The organism is Aureibaculum algae, assembly GCF_006065315.1.
Lineage (GTDB): Bacteria > Bacteroidota > Bacteroidia > Flavobacteriales > Flavobacteriaceae > Aureibaculum > Aureibaculum algae.
Genome location: NZ_CP040749.1, coordinates 2771709 through 2788920, shown reverse-complemented (window position 1 = coordinate 2788920; position 17212 = coordinate 2771709). Strand labels below are relative to the sequence as shown.

Genomic DNA, 17212 nt, shown 5'->3' with positions numbered 1-17212 from the left:
TAAATAATCGCTAAAACACAAAATATTGCACAGTCCCTTCAATCGGGCTCATTCCTTTTAAATTTGGTTTAATTCTTTCGTTATTATAATATTTTATATACTCTTTTATGTCTTTCTTTAACTGAGTTATTGACCTATACTTATTCAAATAAAACAATTCAGATTTTAGTATACCAAAGAAATTTTCTATTACAGCATTGTCTAAACAATTTCCCTTTCGAGACATACTTTGAGTAATTCCTTTTTCTTTTAATAATCTTTGATATTGTTTCATTTGATATTGCCAACCTTGATCTGAATGTAATATTAAGTTCGTTTGATTAGGTATTTTTTTAAAAGACTTTTTTAACATCGTAACAACTTGTTTAAAATTAGGCCTTTCAGATAATTCATAACTTATTATTTCTCCATTAAATAAATCAATTATTGGTGATAGATAGAGTTTTTTACCAAAGACTTTAAATTCTGTAATATCTGTTGCCCATTTTTTATTTGGTTTTACAACTTTAAAATTACGTTGTAATATGTTTGGAGCTGTTTGACCTACTTGTCCCTTATAAGATTTATATCTTTTGATTCTTATTAAACTTTTTAAACCTAATTCACGCATTAATTTTAATATCGTTTTATGATTTACAAGAATTCCTTTTTTGTTGATTTCTAAAGTGATTCTTCTATAACCATATCTTCCTTTGTGATGATGATATATCTGGTTAATCAATCGTTTTATCACTTCATATTTATCAATTACAAGACTTCTTTTATTATGATAATAATAACTGCTTCTTGCCATATTTGTATGATGTAGTAATATATCTAAATCATACTTATGCCTTAATTCTGTAATGGCTTTTGCTTTTTGCTTTGCTCTTCTTGAATTAAGGCTTGTAACTTTTTTAGCAAGTCTAGTTCTGCTCTTAAAGATTCATTTTCTAATAAAAGTTCCTCTTCTCGAGTTAAAGGTTTATTAGACTTCTTTTTTGCTCTTTTAAATTGCATAGATTTTGGTTTACCTCTTGGTTTATGGTTTAAGCCAATAATACCGTTTTGTTTATAATTACGTTGCCATTTCATAATTACAGATTTAGTAGGAATATTAAACTCTAAACAGGCTTGACTGAAAGATAATAAATCTTTATCAATAGTTTCTAAAACTTTAAGTTTGAAAGGCAAAGTGTAAACCTTGTTTTTTCTAGGCAATAAAGCCTTTTTACCATACTTTTCATAAAAGCGAATCCAATCGTGAAGCGTTGTATGATGGCAACCATATAATTTTGAAACAGCCTCTACTGTTTGATGGTGATTTAAAACTTGCCTTACGCAGCGAAGTTTAAAATCATAATTGTACTTAACTTTTCTTTCCATAAAAACACCCTCAAATAGTGTCTAACTTTTTGGGGGCAGTTCAAAATCCACGAGGATTTTCGTAAGCAAGCCAGAACTAGCCATTAATTATAGCAACCATGTAAAAGCAGTATCCAAAGTTTAGTTAATAACTTTAAGGTTCAAAAACTTATTATTATGAAAACAAAGGATACTACTAGATCAAAGTTATTTATTGGAATTGACGTACACAAGCGAAGTTGGAAAATTCGTACTGCAACGGATCTTTTTGATGGATCATCGTTAACTATTCCACCAGATGCATTTAGTTTAAAAAAGTATGTGGATAGGCATTTTAAGGGATATACTGTTTATTGCTGTTATGAATCGGGTTGTTGTGGCTTTAGTCATTATCGACATTTTATTTCATTTGGATGGCATGCAAAGGTTGTTAACCCTGCAGATGTTCATCGTCCAGCCAAGGCCCAGTTTCAAAAGACCGACAAGATCGATGCACGTATGTTATGTAAAGAATTAAAGGATGGCCGACTCAAAGGAATTCATGTTCCTTCAATAGAACGAGAGCAGTTAAGATGTTTGTTTCGTCGAAGAAATGAGCTGGTTAAAGAACATCGAAAAATAAAGACTCAAATAAAGATGCAATTGTTGTATTTGGGGATTGAAATTCCAAAGCCATTTGACAATAGTCATTGGTCTCATAATTTTAGAGATTGGTTAAGAAATTTGACTTTTGAATATCCTACAATGGATTATTGTTTTGAGACACGTCTTATTACCTATGAATATATAGATAAGCAAAAGCGAGATGTGAGTACAAAATTACTTGCCTATTGTCGTAAGCATTATAAGAAAGATTATTATTTATTACGATCAGTTCCGGGAGTAGGAGGCATAGTAGCTTGTGGATTATTATGTGAATTGGGTGATTTAAGGCGTTTTAAAAATTTCAAACAATTAGCCAGTTATGTAGGATTGGTTCCCTGGGTACACCAAAGTGGAGATAATCTCAAAACTTCAGGGTTAACCCCAAGAGCAAATCGGCTAATGCGTAGTTATTTGGTAGAAGCTACTTGGCAAGCGTTGCGTTTTGATCCAGTTATGCAGGCCTATTATCGGTCACATTCAGGTAAAGATGTCAAACGCATATTGGTAAAAGTAGCGAGGAAACTCTTGAGTCGAATTCATGCAGTAATTAGAACTGAAATTCCTTATGAAGTAGGTGTAGTTAGTTAAATAAAAACATAAAACAAGCTTAAAACTCATTATAAAATTGGCACAAAAGATAGGACAACAAAACACCGTAGGTGAAACTCTAATACAGTTATCACATATTTATAGCAAGTTGCCTTGTTTGCCAAAATCATCATAGAGATGCTGGTGGATTCGCTAAAGACGGATACCACATATAGGATGCGGAGTTTTATAAAGCTAGCATTGAATTATTGATAACGCAAAAAGCGTAATCAACAGTTCAACACTAAAAATAATATCATGAATTAAAAAAAAGAAAAATATTGTATATTTAACCTAAGACTCGGGAAAGTGCTTTACATAGGAAACGGTGTTAGCACTAGTTATTATTCAGTTAGAATTACTTTCAGATATTTTTTTTGCTTTTTTATAATATGAAGAAGCCTTTATTTCTTTTTTCAATTCTTTGTAAGTGTCTCCCAATCCGTTCAGAGGTCTTTCAGAGTTAGGGTGTTTTTCTGCTAAAAACAAAAACAACTTAATTGCTTTATCATATTCGTTGTGTTTTAAATAAAATTCTGCAATTGAACAAGCTCGGGTTACTCTTAATCTGCTGATAAATTCTGTGCTCTTAAAGTCATTTACAAAGTTATTAAATTGATTATAGTCATTTGCTCTTATGGCGTTTCTTGTTAATGTAAACATTGTCCAATCAGACAAATCTTTTGAAAACCCAAATTCTGATGCTCGTTTTTGATAATAATTATAAACATAATCTAATCCGCCAGCATTTGAGAATTCCTCAAGGCTATTGAATTGCAATTCAGGAAAGTAGTTGTAGTATTCTTTAATTCCGTGATATAGTGTAGTGAATGGTGTGGACCTATGTTCTTCATCTTGTAATTCTCTAAAGACCCAATTCATTGTTTTTGGTGCTTTATCTGTTAAAAGTAAGTTTAGTTCATTCGTTCCATCTTTTACAACACCTTCATTTGTTCCAGAACTAAAAAATAATAATTTATTGAAATTTGGATTTTCTGTTAGAAAGCTATCTATTTCATTTATTTTTCCTTTTAGCGGAAATGGACTTGCTGAAATGTAGACATTAAATAAATCTGGTTCATTTGTCATCGTTTCAATAACAAAACCTCCACCAAATGCCCAACCGAATAACATCCGTTTTTCAGACGTTCTGTATTGGTTATCAATATAGTCAATAACTTCCTTTTTAATGAAGTCCAAGTACTTTTGTGAATTCACACTAAAGTTTCTATTTCTATCAGATATTTTCTTTGAAATTCCAACTATTATAAATTCAGGTGTTTGCTTGAATTCAATAAATGACTTTTGAAGACTTACCGCGTGTAAAAAATATCGCTGACCATCTAAAACATAGAGAACAGGATATGTTATATCAGAATCTGCATAGCCATCTGGTAAGAAGATTTGAATCTCTCTCTCATCATTCATTATTTTAGATTGAATTAATAAAGAAGAACCAACAATATTGTCTTTTATATTTTGTCCATAGATGTTGGAACAGAATAATAAAATTATTATTAAGAATTGTTTTGTCATATCAAAAAATTAGATAAAATGTTTTTTTCAAATGTATAGCGTAATGTAAAAAACGGTTGTTAAATAATGGTTAAACTTTATCAGCTTTCGGAAAGTTGAGTTTAATTAGTGCTAACGGCAGTTCGTCTAATAACCTACCGCTGTTTTTATAGTTTCTACTAAATTACGTTTTTTAGCTTTATTGTTATATTGGTATTTGTTTTTTTGTGTTTCGCCTTAAGAGAAGTGCTATTGTACTCAATAATTGGTATATAATCTTGATTAAGTCTTGGTAGGGCTTTAAAAAGAGTAGTTTCTTTAGGTTAAGGATGTTCCAGATTCTTTTCAAGTTATAAACTATAAACATTAGGCCTACATCTGCACTTGCTCTTTGTTTTGTTTTTTTAGTGGTAATATAGTTAAAACCCCATTGGCGTTTTATGGTTCCATAAGGATGCTCTACAATAGCTTGTCTTTTTTTGTATGCCTTTGGGTTTTTTAAAACTTGTCGGGCATTTTCTTCGATGTATTTTTGGAACTCACTTCGCTGTAACACCTTTCCATTTACTTTAGAGGTGGTACATAGATCTCTCGCCGGACATGTTTTACATTTGTTTGTTTTGTACTGTTTAAATCGATAGTTTCTTCCTTTATAAGTGCTTCCGTTGCTTTTAAGGATATTTCCCTGTGGGCACAGATAAGTGTCACTTTCTTTATTATATTCAAAATATTCTGAGTTGTAGCTTGGGTCAGGAGCTTGTGAAGCTCTCCCTATTCCAGGTATTGCTACAAGTGTTTTTATACCTAATTGATTAGCTGTCCTAAATTCACTTCCTGTATGATAACCTTTATCATAAAGTGCAGTAAAAGAATTAGAGCCTAAAATGGTTTTTGCCCTGCGTAGCATCTGTCCCATTGCTTTTGAGTCATTCTTATTGGTGACCAAATAATCAAAAGGGATTTTATTATCTGCATCTACAGTGGTCTGCACACAGTAGGCAACTTCAGTGATGTTGTTACGTACTATCAAATGCTTACTGTCGGGATCTGAGGTTGATATCTGTGGTTCTCCAGATTCTTTTAGTTTTTTTTCAAGTTGCTTATAGTGTTTTCTGCGTCCTTGATGTTTGTCTATATTATTTTTGATTTCTTCCTTTTCACTGTTGCTGTCACTTTGTTCTAGTGCATTGTCGTACTGTAGCAACTTATTGTCAATATAATCTAAATGACGTTGTATTTTCTTTTGGTTAAAATTATTCTTTTTACTGTTCTGTGCTCTAAATTTAGTACTGTCGCCTGCAATCAATGTAGCTCCAATGAGCCCAAAATTGCGTGCTATTTGAACCGTAGCAAAAAACACTTTTTTTATTGCTTTAGCATTATCCTTTCTAAAATTACTGATAGTGTTATGGTCGGGAGCTAAAGATTCAAGAAGCCACATTAGTTCAATATTACGTTTGCATTCTTTTTCCAATAGTCGTGAAGATCGCACGCGGTTCATATAGCCATAGATATATAGTTTCAGTAAAACAGAAGGATGGTAGGCTGGAGGTCCGTTCTCTGTAAAATCTGAACGAAAACCAAGTTCCGCTAAGTCAAGTGAATCTACAAATTGATCTATCGACCTAATGCTGTTCTCCTCATCAATAGAATCTTCAAGAGAAATGGGAAAAAGGCAGGTCTGTTTTCGGTCTTTTCCAATAATAAATTTCATAGTTAGAAGATACGAAAAAACTGAAAGGTAATAAAGAATTTACGCTAGAAAAAAGAATAAGTTATTAGACAGTCTGACGGTTATGTATATGGAAAGTTGCGTGTTTGTGTGAGAGGATTTTCCGAAGGAAAATCAGAAGCTAGCAAACAAGCAACTAACTTTGGTTTAGCTAAAACTAGCAATTTTTTATATACTGTGTTGGCAACTGGCTTTTCATTTCAGTTAATCCCATATTTGAGGTCGGTCAATTCCAATTGTTCTTAAATAGCTCAACATTTGTCCTGTGTGAACAGTTTCGTGATATGCAATTCGATTCAGATAATCTCCAAGTTTTTTGCTTTGTCCCACTTCCTTTCTCTCAATCTTTACATTCTCTAAATCCGATTCGTTCAGTCTATTTATCATACTCAAAAAATCCGCTCGATAATTTTCGGCAAAATCCAGTTCGTTTTTCAAGTCTGAATATTTTAGTTCTTTCCAAGGTGATTTGTAATTTCCTAAATTCCCACGATTTTCTATAATTTTATGGAAAAGATGTTCACCCTCTAAAACGTGTCTTATCATTTCGATAATTGTGAACGCATTTTCGTCAGGTTTCCAATTCAGGTATTCATTAGGAATTCCGCTCCATAACTTTATACTCCGTCTTCTAATTTCGGAAAAGTTTAATAAAATAACTTCGGTTGAATTCATTGATTAAATTTTGTTTGTAGTTCGATTTTCTGGTTGTTGTCAACAGTTTTGGCTAGGCTTTGTGCGGGCAGAAAATCGACAAGATTTTTGAACACGCAACTAAGCCGAAGCTTTTTGTTTGGTTTTGTTTCTTTGGTTATCACAAAGCCAAATCAACAAGATTTGGCGACTTAGTAAATATGCACTAAACTTTGGGCAAGCACCAAAAGCCAGTATTAATTTTAACCTGTGTTAGCTGAATTTTTACATCAATTTTTATTTTTCTAATATAGTCTTTAAATTTTGCACACCAATTTTAGCTCTTTTATTCATGATTTTTTTAAATATTGGCAACAATAGAGATGTAAATATCAAATTAGTATTTCTGCTTTGCATACACCAAGTTAAAGTTGTGGTATTAGATGAATTTTCATGAAATTTTATAGTCATCTTAGGGAATAATGGTGAAAAATCACCTTCAGTAATGAAGATTTTATTTTCTTCTGCTTTTACAACATTTAAAGAAATTATACTCTCTCCTTTAAAAGGTACTATAACGGTTTCAATGTATTTTTTTCCAACAATTGCATGATTCAATGAATTATTAGATTCTATTTTTATAACTTTTGGAAACCACGATTTGAAGTTTTCCATGTTAGTTGTAAATTTATATACTTCTTTTATTGTTCTATTAATAGTTACTGTTTTTGAAGTCAATGTATTCATGAAAATTAAATTTTATGGATTTATTTATATACAAATTTAATTCTGAAGCTACATTAACTATTAGACAATTGTCTAAAAATCAGTTTTGGCTCTTATTCGGCTAAGATGTCTTTGTGTAATGCCAAGATAGGAAGCTATATACTGAAGAGGAATTTGTTTAATATATTCGGGGTGTCTTTTAATCAAATTGGTATATCTATTTTCTGCTTTTTCTTTTTGATGTTCAAATACTCTTTTTTCAAGTGTCATGAAATATTTTTCTGCTGTTTGTTTTTGAAATAGAAGCCAATTTGTGTTTTCTTTAATTAGCTTATCCATTTGATTTTTTTGTATTACAAATAGCTCCGTATCACTTAATGCTTGTATATTGATACTTGATTTTTCTTGTGAAATATATGAAGAGAATGCTGTAATGAATGATTCAGGAAATGATAAACAATAAGTTATTTCGTTTCCTGAATTAGAATAGTAATATGAACGCAAAATCCCTGAATTTATAAACGCCATATTCTTACTTATTTGTCCTTCCTTAATAAAAAAATCTCCTTTTTTATATTTATGATAACTCCCAAATTGGATTACTTCATCTATTTCTGAATTTTTAAATATATTAATAGAAGATAAGTATTCTTTAATCATAGTTTTTGATAAATTTTTTTGTCATCCTATTTCAGGAAAGTACAGTCATTCAGCTTGTTGCCAACGGCTCTTGTATGGTGCGTTTGCATCCCGCAGGGTGCATATGCATTATACAAATTGTTGTGGTGTCGTTATTTTTTATGCGGACTTAGGATTCACTTGGATTTGTCCACCTATTGCTTTCAAAACTTTCATAATTGTAGCAAATTGGGGTTTCGCTCCTTCTGATAATGATTTGTACAAACTCGGTCTGCTCAAACCAGTTTCCTCCGCAATTTTTGTCATTCCGATTGCTTTTGCTATGTGTCCGATTGCATTAATTATATCCGCGTTATTACCTTCTTCCAAAACTGTATTTAGGTATTCCGCAATCATTTCTTTATTTTCCAAATAATCCGCTATTTCAAATCTTGAAGTTCCCATTTTCTATTTATTTAATTTTTTCCAAATTTCTTTCGCTTTCGTAATGTCTTTTTGTTGAGTTGATTTATCTCCGCCAATCAGAAGGACAATTACTTTTCCGTCTTTTTCTTTGAAATAAACTCTGTAGCCTTTAGCAAAATTTATTCGCATTTCACGAATTCCATCTCCAACTGTTTTACAATCTCCAAAATGTTCGTCTGTTTCTAATTTTTGAATTCTGAACAAAATCTTTGCTTTTGCCTTAAAGTCTTTTAACTTTTTCAGCCATTTGTCAAATTCGGTTGTTTTCTCAATAAAGAACATAAAAATTGTATCTACTTAGATACAAAGTTAAGGATAATTTTTGGATAATTTACTTTAGAATTCAGTTTTTAGTCGAGTGAGTCTAATGCACCACAACGTTTAATATAAAACACGTAGGGTAGCGGTTGGCAGTTCGTTTTTAAGTGTCTTCCAGCCAAATATAAACATTTTGATTTTACTTTTTAATATCTAAAAGCCAAATTTTATATTTGGCGGTCTTTCGTGACACTCTTTTGCTTTTAAAAACCTCCAAACCCCTATGTTTTTTATATAGTGTTGTAGGGCGTTTTTTATTATATTAACTTGTCTAAATGTCTTTCAACTTTCATTTCCAAACTCACTAACTCTCCTTTGTAGAAAACACTATTTATAATCCAAGGAATCGGCATTTTCTGTCCATCTGCTTTACTCGAAATATGATTTATTGTCAATGGGATGTTCTTTTTTTCTGCATATTCTCGAAGGACTTGATTTGTATAATAGTCTGTAAAAGGACAAGTATTTGAATAATATGCTGTAATTCCTTTTTTGTCAGGACAAGTTCCCGATTTCGCAGATTCCATTATTTTCGGAAATTCTGCTTTCGGATTTGTCTTAATTCCCCATAATTTAAAAAATGGTGGTGCCTCGTCAACAATCTCAAACCCTTGATATTTAAGAAATTTTGGGTCTGTCATAAAAGGTCTTTTTTTGTCGCTCGAAATTGCAACAATTCCGTCCATTCCTTTTTCTTTTGAGTCTTTAATACATTGTTGAAGTAGTTTTTTTCCGTTTCCGTGACCTTTAAATTGTCCCGAAACCCAAAAACAATTAATTACCATAAAGTTTTTTCCAACAAGTGGAAGCCAAGAACTTTCAATCGGCACATATTCAATAAACACTTTTCCACGAACATCTACTTTTTGAAAATTGTAGCCGTTTTTAAATTCTGTTTTTAGCCAATCTTTTTTCTTTTGGTATCCGTCCGCACATTTTTTGTCGCTTATTGCACAACAAATATGTTCATCTTGGATATTTTTTTCTGTAAGTTTTAGAATTTCCATTGTTTTGTGTTTTCCTTAAATATAAAATTTGAGTGCATTTTTTCCTATGATAATTGTCAACTTTTCCAATGACTTTTCTTGATAGTTCAGGTGTTTCTTTTAATGCCCTACAACGTGTTTCTTTAGTTTGTAATAAATATCTTTAGATAGAAAAAGAGGAGAACTATAACGTGTTTTAGAATAACGCTCCCTTACACGTACGAGTCCTCTCTTTCTATCAAGTTGCCAAGAACCATTTGGAATACCAGGAGACAATTCTCCCGATAAAGGAAGTAGTTAACGCAACATATTTATTCACACTAATTGTAAAAATATGAAAAATTACGAAGAAGTAGTAGGAATTGATGTATCAAAAAAAACAATTGATGCTTATTGTTATCAAGCACAAGTCCACAAAGAGTTTGTTAATGATTTAATAGGATATAAAAGACTATTAAAATGGGTTTTGAAACAGACAAAAACAAGCAAGGTTTTTTACTGTTTTGAGAATACAGGTTATTACTCCTTAAAGTTAGCACTTTATTTACATAGTCAAGATATTGTTTATGTAGAAGAAAGTCCATTAAAAATAAAACGCTCCAGCGGAGTTGTAAAAGAGAAAACAGATAAGTTAGACGCCAAACTTATAGCAAGATACGCATGGCTTTACAGAGAAGAGTTACAGCCAAGTACAGTAAAGAGTATGTCTCATTTAGAGTTAGGCAGATTACTAGCTTTAAGAGATCAATTAGTAAGAAACAATGCAGGACTTAAAGGCACTTTAAAAGAGATGAAAGTACTATTGTCAAGTCCAACAACAGATTTTGGATGTATTAGCTTAAAACGCAGTATAGATTACTTATCTAAGCAAGTAAAAGGTATAGAAGATAGAATTAAAGAGATAATCACAGCAGATGATACTATGAACAAGAATTACGAATTACTATCCAGTCTTAAAGGTGTTGGTTTAGTAGTTGCATGTCAACTAATTTATCACACAGGAAATTTCACTCGATTTGCTAGTTGGCGAGCCTTTTCTAGCTATTGTGGTACAGCACCATTTGAGCATCGCTCAGGTACTAGTATACATCGCAGAAAACAATGTCATTATTTAGGAGATAGAAAAATGAAAAGTTTGCTGAGTATGGCAAGTGTATCAGCAATACAACATGACACCGAATTAAGACTGTATTATAAAAGAAAATTGGCAGAAGGAAAAGATAAAATGTTAGCCATAAATAATGTTAGAAATAAACTAATAGCTAGAGCTTTTGCAGTTGTAAAAAGAGGAACACCTTATGTGGTTCTTCAGCAACATGCAGCTTAAGAAAATAAGTGTTTTTTTATTAGGATTTGATCTTGGAATACGTATAAGATTAGTTGCGTGGTTTAAGCACTAAAGTTAGCAAATAAATCACAAATAGAAAGTCCGCGAGGACTTTCGTAAATTGGCTTTTACCAGCAATTAATTTTATACGTTGTGCCTGTTGCACAAGATATATATAATTAGGGATAAAATGAACTGAAAAACGCATGAATTTATTGGTCATTAGACTGATATTCTGTATCTTGAGGTATGCAAGGCAAAAAAGAGTATCAAGAGAAATTATTCACTCAATTCCGAATGAGTGATCGGATTCCAAAGGAGAATTTTTATCGACGATTAAATGGGGAATTAGACCTACATTTTCTATATGTACTGACACGTCCTTATTATGGAGACAGTGGTCAAAAGAGCATAGATCCTACCGTGTTTTTCAAGTTGTGTTTGGTGGGATATTTAGAGAATATTATCAGTGATCGACAGTTGATTGCCCATTGTAGTTTACGTTTGGACATATTGTATTTTTTAGGCTATGATATTGATGAAGAGTTGCCCTGGCATAGCACAATAAGTCGTACGCGTCAATTATATCCAGAAAAAGTTTTTGAAGAAGTCTTTACGCGTGTTTTAATTATGTGTGTTGACAAAGGCATGGTAAGTGGCCATACTCAAGCGATAGATTCTGCTCCAATAAAGGCAAATGCCTCGATGGATACCTTGGAGTTAAAAGTGCCTGAAGAAGAATTAGAAGACCACTTAAAAAAGCTACGCCATATCAGTAGCATGGATAAACAAAAGCCTATTCGAAAAGCCAAAGAGAATAAAGCTTCAGATGCTCAAAAAAAAATTAGTGCCACCAAGCAAGAATTGTCTGCTATTAAAAGTCGGAATAAAAAATGGTCAAAAGATCAAGATCAACGCACGGGTGCAAACAATAAAAACTCAAAATACACCTCAAACAAAACGCATTATAGTCCCACCGATCCGGATGCTAAAATTAGTGTAAAGCCAGGCAAGGCACGCAAGCTGAACTATATGAGTCAGCTAAGTGTTGACACTGGACATCATGTAATCACTGACATTAAAGCGTATAAGGCAGATAAGAAAGACAGCCAATACTTACAAGACATTGTACCTCGATTAAAAAAACGATTGAACAAACAAGGGATCTTATGGCAAAATCTAGTGGCCGATACAGGCTATAGTGATGGAGAGAATTATGCTTTTTTGGAAAAAATAGGTTTACGAAGTTTTATACCACCTCACGGGACGTATAAAGGCGGTCCTGAGGATTTTGAATATGTCAAACAAGAGGATCATTATCTCTGTCCAGAGGGTCATATCGTTCCCTTTAAAAAAGTGTTTAATGATTATAGAACAGGTAGTAAGAAAAAGGAATATAGAATCTCCTCAAAAATTTGTAGAGACTGTCCGATAAGAAAACAATGTTTAGGTAAGACAGCACAAGAAAAGAAATTTTCGGTAACTTATTACAGAGAAGAATACGAACGAAATAACCATCGCGTAAGCAGCAACCAAGGTCGTTATATGAAATCAAAACGACAGAGTACTGTTGAACCTGTCTTTGGAACGCTAACTCAATTCATGGGCTTACGTAAAATAAATACCATTGGCATTGAGCAAGCCAACAAGGTGATGCATCTCTCCGCCATTGCCTACAACCTGAAAAAGTACCTAAAATTCACAAGTAAAGTTGTCAGAAGTGATGCCAAATCACTTGCGCTGTACTTAACTCACTGTTTTTGGCATATATTGAGCAGATCAAGCCATTTTAAGCCTTTTAAAAAAGATGAAATAGGGGACAGAAAAAATTATAGCCACGCTTAAAACTACTAAAAATAAATCCCCAATTAATCCAGATGGTCTATTTTGGTGCTTGTGCAACGATTACCGGTGTTAGCCACAGGTTTATTTTATTCAGTTGTTTATTAGGTATTAATCTTCTCTAATAGTCTCAAATTGTCCAGGATTCACCATAATTGGGTGAGGAAACCCTTTTCCTAAAACTTTCATATTGTCATCATTCAATCCTTCAATATTATCGAATCCACTGTTGACAATAGCTTGGAAGGATTCATAGGAATCCCAAACGACAATATTTACAAAATTGAAGCTGTTATCTGAGTTAATCGACTTGTAAAAAGTGGAACTTACAAATCCAGGTTTAGTCTTAAAATATTTAATATAAATATCCCTAACATTGATTGCTGTTTCCTCGTGTCCTTTTGGTACTTTAATCGAATTGATTACGCTTATTTCTTTCATTTTATTTACGTATTTGTATCTAAAAAATAGCAGCTTTATTTATGAATTTTTTCAGTTTTAAACAAAGATAGCAGAAAATCACCAACCTTTAAGTTAGCGCTTAACTGCTATTTTTTAACTCCGTTCTTTGTTGTGTACTTTTATTTTTCAGCTATTTGTTTCATTATTGGTAGTACCATTTCCCATCCTTTTAATGATTCCTCATATCTTTTTTTTCCGTCAGCAACGGAAGCAAAATTCCCTTGAGTTAATTTTAATATGGTCTTGTCATCTATTTCTTTTAGTTCATATGTTAAATTCAAATAGTTTTCTGGAACATCATCAAGTTTCAAATTTGGGTCAAACATTGTGAAAGTAACTTTTTGCCCATCAATAAATTCAATAATGCTTCCTTTTACGTAGATAATTTCTTTTCCATCTTCAGTTTGTCCTTTCCAAAGAATAGGACTGCCAATTTTCCAATTGGATATTACTTCACATCCAAACATATACTCTTTGGTCATATCTGGATTTGTAAGTAAATCCCAAACTTTTTCATTAGGAGCACTAAATTGCACTTTTTTTTCTATCATCATAATTTCATTTGTTTTTTTTGATTTACAGCCTATTAATAATAGAATTATTATTAATAAATAAAATCTTCTGGTTGTCATACTTTTTTTAGTTTAAAATCTTGAACCAAAAATATTGCTATTCCTTTGTTTTAGGTTGTATAATCAGGATGATTTCTAATACTATCAGGAGTATTTCCGAATTCTTTTTTGAACGCCTTGGAGAAATGTTGCGGAGAACTATAACCAGTTTCATAAGCAATTTCTTTGGCTGACATATCAGTGCCAAGTAGAAGTCTTTTTGCTAAACTCATCCGATTACTATGTATATAGCCAAATACTGTAGTACCAAACATTTCTTTAAACCCTTTTTTTAGTTTGTACTCATTCAAGTTTACTAATATTGATAATTGGCTAATAGTTGGAGGATTATCTATTTTTTTCACTAAAATTTCTTTCGCTTCAAACAATTTTTGCTTATCTAAATTTGATTTTATAAACCTACTTTGAGAATTTGATTCATAAAGTTCTGCCTGTAAAACGAGTAGTTCAATACTTTTGGAGAGTAAAAATAAATCTTTTAATTCATCTGTGAATTGACAATATAGGATTTCATTAATAACTTGATGGATTTTAAAGTTATTAGGTTTCCACTCATTGGATAGAATGGCATTTTTTTTATTTATTACTTTTTCAGCAAGTTTTTTTAATGAATCGTTTCCGTTTTGAGCAATATTTATAAAGGTTTCTGTTGTAAAATTAATACCAAAAGTTTCAATACGTTTACTTTTATTAAACACCTCTATATCTAATCCATCTGAATATATTATATTATTATGATGCCCAGTTAACTTAAATGAGGATTTCAATTGTTTGAAATTAAAGTCATAATTTCCACTTAATCCAAAATGCAATCTAACTGATTCCGAATCATTTTTAGAAGTATGAGCTTCAAATGAATTATAATCAATGATGCTATGAGAAATTGATATTCTATCCAATTCCCATTTTTTTGAAGTTATATTTCCGTTTTCAAATGTCAAATAATTGTCTTTTTCCATCTTGCACTCAACTTGTGGCTAACGTTGAGTATAAAAGCTGTGCGGACTAAATAAGCCACCAACTTTGTTAATAGACCAAAGTTAGTAAATTAGCTGGGATTTTCCCGAAGGAAAATCCCCCGTATTGATTTTATATATTGTTGGCAACTGGCCGTTATTCCTCTTTTTTCACTCTCAATCTTTCTATTTCAACTTTCAAGTCCTTTTTTCCCTTATCATTAAATTTTTTCCCTTGATCTTCAGCAGTTCCTTTAAATTCTTTAATTAAAAGTCCCTCAATTGTAACATTATATTCAGGATTTTTAAAGTTCCTTGAAATTCCGCAACTTCCTACAACAAGAATATTATCAGAGTTCAAGTTCGCATAGATAAGCCATTTTCCTTTTGTATCAATTATTGGCCCGCATTGTTCGTCATATGTTCCTTTGTAAACGTTTAAATTATCATTTCCATTAAAAGATTCAATAACTTTAATTGTAAAAGTATTTTCAGTTTTATTCACTTCAAGAACTTCGCCAACAAATATACATTCTGAATTTTCATAATTATAATCTTGCTCAAGTTCTAAACTCTTGGGTATTCCACAGTTACAGGCATATGATTCTATTCCAATACTAAGAGTTAGAATTATTAATATAAGTATTTTGTATTTCATTTTTCAACTTGTTGCCAACTGGCTTTATATCTATTTCGCTTATTTTCATTTCAATAATGTTCCATTATCTGAATTTGTTCAACACTCATTTGATTAAGAGAAATATCTATAAATTCCAACAATTCCTATCATAAAAAAGACAATAAGGCCGCCGATTATTTGTATACTATAAGACTTCCTGATATGGTTATCTTTTTTCATTCTGTTCCAATCTTTTATTTTGTAATAACCCCAAATGATAGAAACTAATAAACTTAAAATGCCAAAAATTAACTCAAATTCTTTTCTCTCCATTTTTTTGCTGTCTAGTCCTGAAATATGGCTACAGGTTAATAATTAATTTAAGCTGATAATTTATATACCATATTTGGTGTTTTATAGTCTAAAGATAAGTGTAATCTTATTTCGTTGTATAAATTAATTGCATTTTTTGCAGCTCTCTTTGCGTGTTCCACGTTATCAAAGGTTTGGTCTAAGTAAAATTCGTCTTTTAAAATTCCGTTTACACGTTCTGCCATTGCGTTTTCGTAACAATGATTTTCTTCAGTCATACTAATATCTATCTTTTTTCTTTTGAGTATTTGTGTGTATACATTGCTACAATATTGTATTCCTCTGTCGGAATGATGAATAAGCTGTTTAATGTTTTTAGCTTGATAGATGGCTTTATTAAGAGCTCTTACACAACCTTTTAATTCCAAGCTATCACTTATGTCATACCCAACAATTTTCCTGGAATGCATATCTGTTATCAAAGCCAAGTAACAAAAGCCTTTTACAGTTCTAATATATGTAATATCAGAGACCCAGACTTGATTTGGTTTAGTAACTTCCATATCTTTTATAATGTTATTGTACTTGTAAAACCGATGATAAGAGTTGGTTGTTCTGGCACTAGTTTTCTTTCTAAGTGTTAGCATTTGGTGTTTTCTAAGGACATTAAATAGTGTATCTCTACCTACTTTAAGGTTGGCTTTTGTAAACTCGTTATCTAATGATTTAGTGAGTTTTCGAACACCTTCTCTAGGAAGGGATTTACGTCTTTTTCTAACAATTTCAATAATCTGTTGTTCTATTTTTAAACGCATATCAGCTCTAGATTTGTATTTATAATACGCATCACGTTTAAGTCCAAAACAACTTGCTATAGTAGATAAAGAAGCAAATCCCTTAGCTCTATTTCTAGTTTTAATAAATGCTAGATATTGAGTTTTTTTTTAAGTTGCTGAACATTTTTATAGCCTAGTTTTTCAGCTGCTACTTCAAGGTAAGATTCTTCTACCATAGCATCCAGATCCTTTTTAAGTAGAAGCTTTTTAAGCTTTTCATTCTCTTTTTGTAGTGCTTTAATTCTAGATATTTCGTCTTTTGTTTCCACTTTTACTCTGGTGTTCATTAAGTCTTTACGATTATACTTTTTAATCCACTCATTGACCGTTGTAGGTGCAATAGAATAGAGTTTACAAAGTTCGCTCTTTGTGTGCTTACCTTTACTAAGTTCATCCAGAATTTTTAGTTTAAAAGGTTCTGAATACCGTCTAATTACTTTGTCATTTTTATACATAATGTTTAAAATTATGTAGCCTATATTCAGGACGGGTCATGCTTGTTGCCAACGTGTTTGTATATGGTTTGTTGCGTGGTTTCAGCAACTAATTTAGTAAATAATTACCGACCAAGAAAGTCCGCGAGGACTTTCGTAAGTAGGCAAGAAGCCAGCAATAAATTATAGCAACCATGTAAA

Annotated in this window: 20 protein-coding genes; 3 read left to right on the top strand and 17 right to left on the bottom strand. The window is 31.7% G+C overall.

Annotation, left to right across the window (positions count from 1 at the left end; translation table 11 throughout):
- Positions 1-10: 10 nt before the first annotated feature.
- A complete protein-coding gene (locus FF125_RS11655) occupies positions 11-847 on the bottom strand; it encodes an IS3 family transposase (RefSeq protein ID WP_250629752.1) in 837 nt (278 codons plus the stop codon).
- The gene (locus FF125_RS11650; protein ID WP_138949924.1) at positions 835-1365 is read right to left on the bottom strand and encodes a helix-turn-helix domain-containing protein; all 531 of its coding nucleotides are present in this window, start codon (positions 1363-1365) and stop codon (positions 835-837) included. The genes FF125_RS11655 and FF125_RS11650 overlap by 13 nt, the downstream gene beginning before the upstream one ends.
- A gap of 156 nt (positions 1366-1521) precedes the next feature.
- Between FF125_RS11650 and FF125_RS11645 the strand changes: the two genes are divergently transcribed.
- Positions 1522-2577, top strand: a complete 1056-nt coding sequence (locus FF125_RS11645; RefSeq protein WP_138949303.1) for an IS110 family RNA-guided transposase — start codon at positions 1522-1524, stop codon at positions 2575-2577.
- A gap of 348 nt (positions 2578-2925) precedes the next feature.
- On the opposite strand, the gene FF125_RS11640 is transcribed toward FF125_RS11645, so the two are convergent.
- The 8 genes from FF125_RS11640 to FF125_RS11605 all read right to left on the bottom strand — a co-directional run bounded on the left by FF125_RS11640 (position 2926) and on the right by FF125_RS11605 (position 9612).
- Positions 2926-4113 carry an alpha/beta hydrolase-fold protein gene (locus FF125_RS11640; protein ID WP_138949923.1) on the bottom strand — a complete coding sequence of 396 codons (1188 nt, stop codon included), beginning with the start codon at positions 4111-4113 and terminating at the stop codon, positions 2926-2928.
- Positions 4114-4297: 184 nt separating this feature from the next.
- A complete protein-coding gene (locus tag FF125_RS11635; RefSeq protein WP_138948275.1) occupies positions 4298-5806 on the bottom strand; it encodes an IS1182 family transposase in 1509 nt (502 codons plus the stop codon).
- 222 nt (positions 5807-6028) lie between these two features.
- Complete coding sequence (locus tag FF125_RS11630; RefSeq protein WP_138949922.1) at positions 6029-6499, bottom strand: DinB family protein; 471 nt, start codon at positions 6497-6499, stop codon at positions 6029-6031.
- 255 nt (positions 6500-6754) lie between these two features.
- Entirely contained in the window at positions 6755-7204 is a 450-nt protein-coding gene (locus tag FF125_RS11625) for an SRPBCC family protein (RefSeq protein WP_138949921.1), read from the bottom strand.
- Between the two features lie 72 nt (positions 7205-7276).
- Positions 7277-7843, bottom strand: coding sequence for a Crp/Fnr family transcriptional regulator (locus FF125_RS11620; protein WP_250629572.1), 567 nt, complete (start codon positions 7841-7843; stop codon positions 7277-7279).
- Between the two features lie 138 nt (positions 7844-7981).
- A complete protein-coding gene (locus tag FF125_RS11615) occupies positions 7982-8266 on the bottom strand; it encodes an addiction module antidote protein (protein WP_138949920.1) in 285 nt (94 codons plus the stop codon).
- Between the two features lie 3 nt (positions 8267-8269).
- A complete protein-coding gene (locus tag FF125_RS11610) occupies positions 8270-8569 on the bottom strand; it encodes a type II toxin-antitoxin system RelE/ParE family toxin (protein ID WP_138949919.1) in 300 nt (99 codons plus the stop codon).
- Between the two features lie 293 nt (positions 8570-8862).
- Entirely contained in the window at positions 8863-9612 is a 750-nt protein-coding gene (locus tag FF125_RS11605) for a GNAT family N-acetyltransferase (protein WP_138949918.1), read from the bottom strand.
- A 313-nt stretch (positions 9613-9925) separates the two neighbouring features.
- Here FF125_RS11605 and FF125_RS11600 point away from each other — a divergent pair, with 313 nt between their 5' ends.
- Positions 9926-10918, top strand: a complete 993-nt coding sequence (locus FF125_RS11600; RefSeq protein WP_138948287.1) for an IS110 family RNA-guided transposase — start codon at positions 9926-9928, stop codon at positions 10916-10918.
- A gap of 249 nt (positions 10919-11167) precedes the next feature.
- Positions 11168-12763, top strand: a complete 1596-nt coding sequence (locus FF125_RS11595) for an IS1182 family transposase (protein WP_250629571.1) — start codon at positions 11168-11170, stop codon at positions 12761-12763.
- A gap of 108 nt (positions 12764-12871) precedes the next feature.
- Here the strand turns inward: FF125_RS11595 and FF125_RS11590 are convergent, their stop codons facing one another.
- The 7 genes from FF125_RS11590 to FF125_RS11560 form a co-directional block, all read right to left on the bottom strand.
- Positions 12872-13201: an antibiotic biosynthesis monooxygenase family protein gene (locus FF125_RS11590; RefSeq protein ID WP_138949917.1), complete on the bottom strand. Its 330-nt coding sequence runs from the start codon at positions 13199-13201 to the stop codon at positions 12872-12874.
- A gap of 140 nt (positions 13202-13341) precedes the next feature.
- On the bottom strand, positions 13342-13854 hold the full coding sequence (locus FF125_RS11585) for an SRPBCC family protein (RefSeq protein WP_138949916.1): 513 nt from the start codon (positions 13852-13854) through the stop codon (positions 13342-13344).
- Positions 13855-13904: 50 nt separating this feature from the next.
- A complete protein-coding gene (locus tag FF125_RS11580) occupies positions 13905-14813 on the bottom strand; it encodes a helix-turn-helix domain-containing protein (RefSeq protein ID WP_138949915.1) in 909 nt (302 codons plus the stop codon).
- 154 nt (positions 14814-14967) lie between these two features.
- Positions 14968-15468, bottom strand: coding sequence for a hypothetical protein (locus FF125_RS11575; RefSeq protein ID WP_138949914.1), 501 nt, complete (start codon positions 15466-15468; stop codon positions 14968-14970).
- Between the two features lie 93 nt (positions 15469-15561).
- Positions 15562-15762: a hypothetical protein gene (locus tag FF125_RS11570; RefSeq protein WP_138949913.1), complete on the bottom strand. Its 201-nt coding sequence runs from the start codon at positions 15760-15762 to the stop codon at positions 15562-15564.
- A 47-nt stretch (positions 15763-15809) separates the two neighbouring features.
- Entirely contained in the window at positions 15810-16661 is an 852-nt protein-coding gene (locus FF125_RS11565; protein ID WP_138948251.1) for an IS3 family transposase, read from the bottom strand.
- A gap of 5 nt (positions 16662-16666) precedes the next feature.
- Complete coding sequence (locus tag FF125_RS11560; RefSeq protein ID WP_013870391.1) at positions 16667-17032, bottom strand: transposase; 366 nt, start codon at positions 17030-17032, stop codon at positions 16667-16669.
- Positions 17033-17212: the final 180 nt, after the last annotated feature.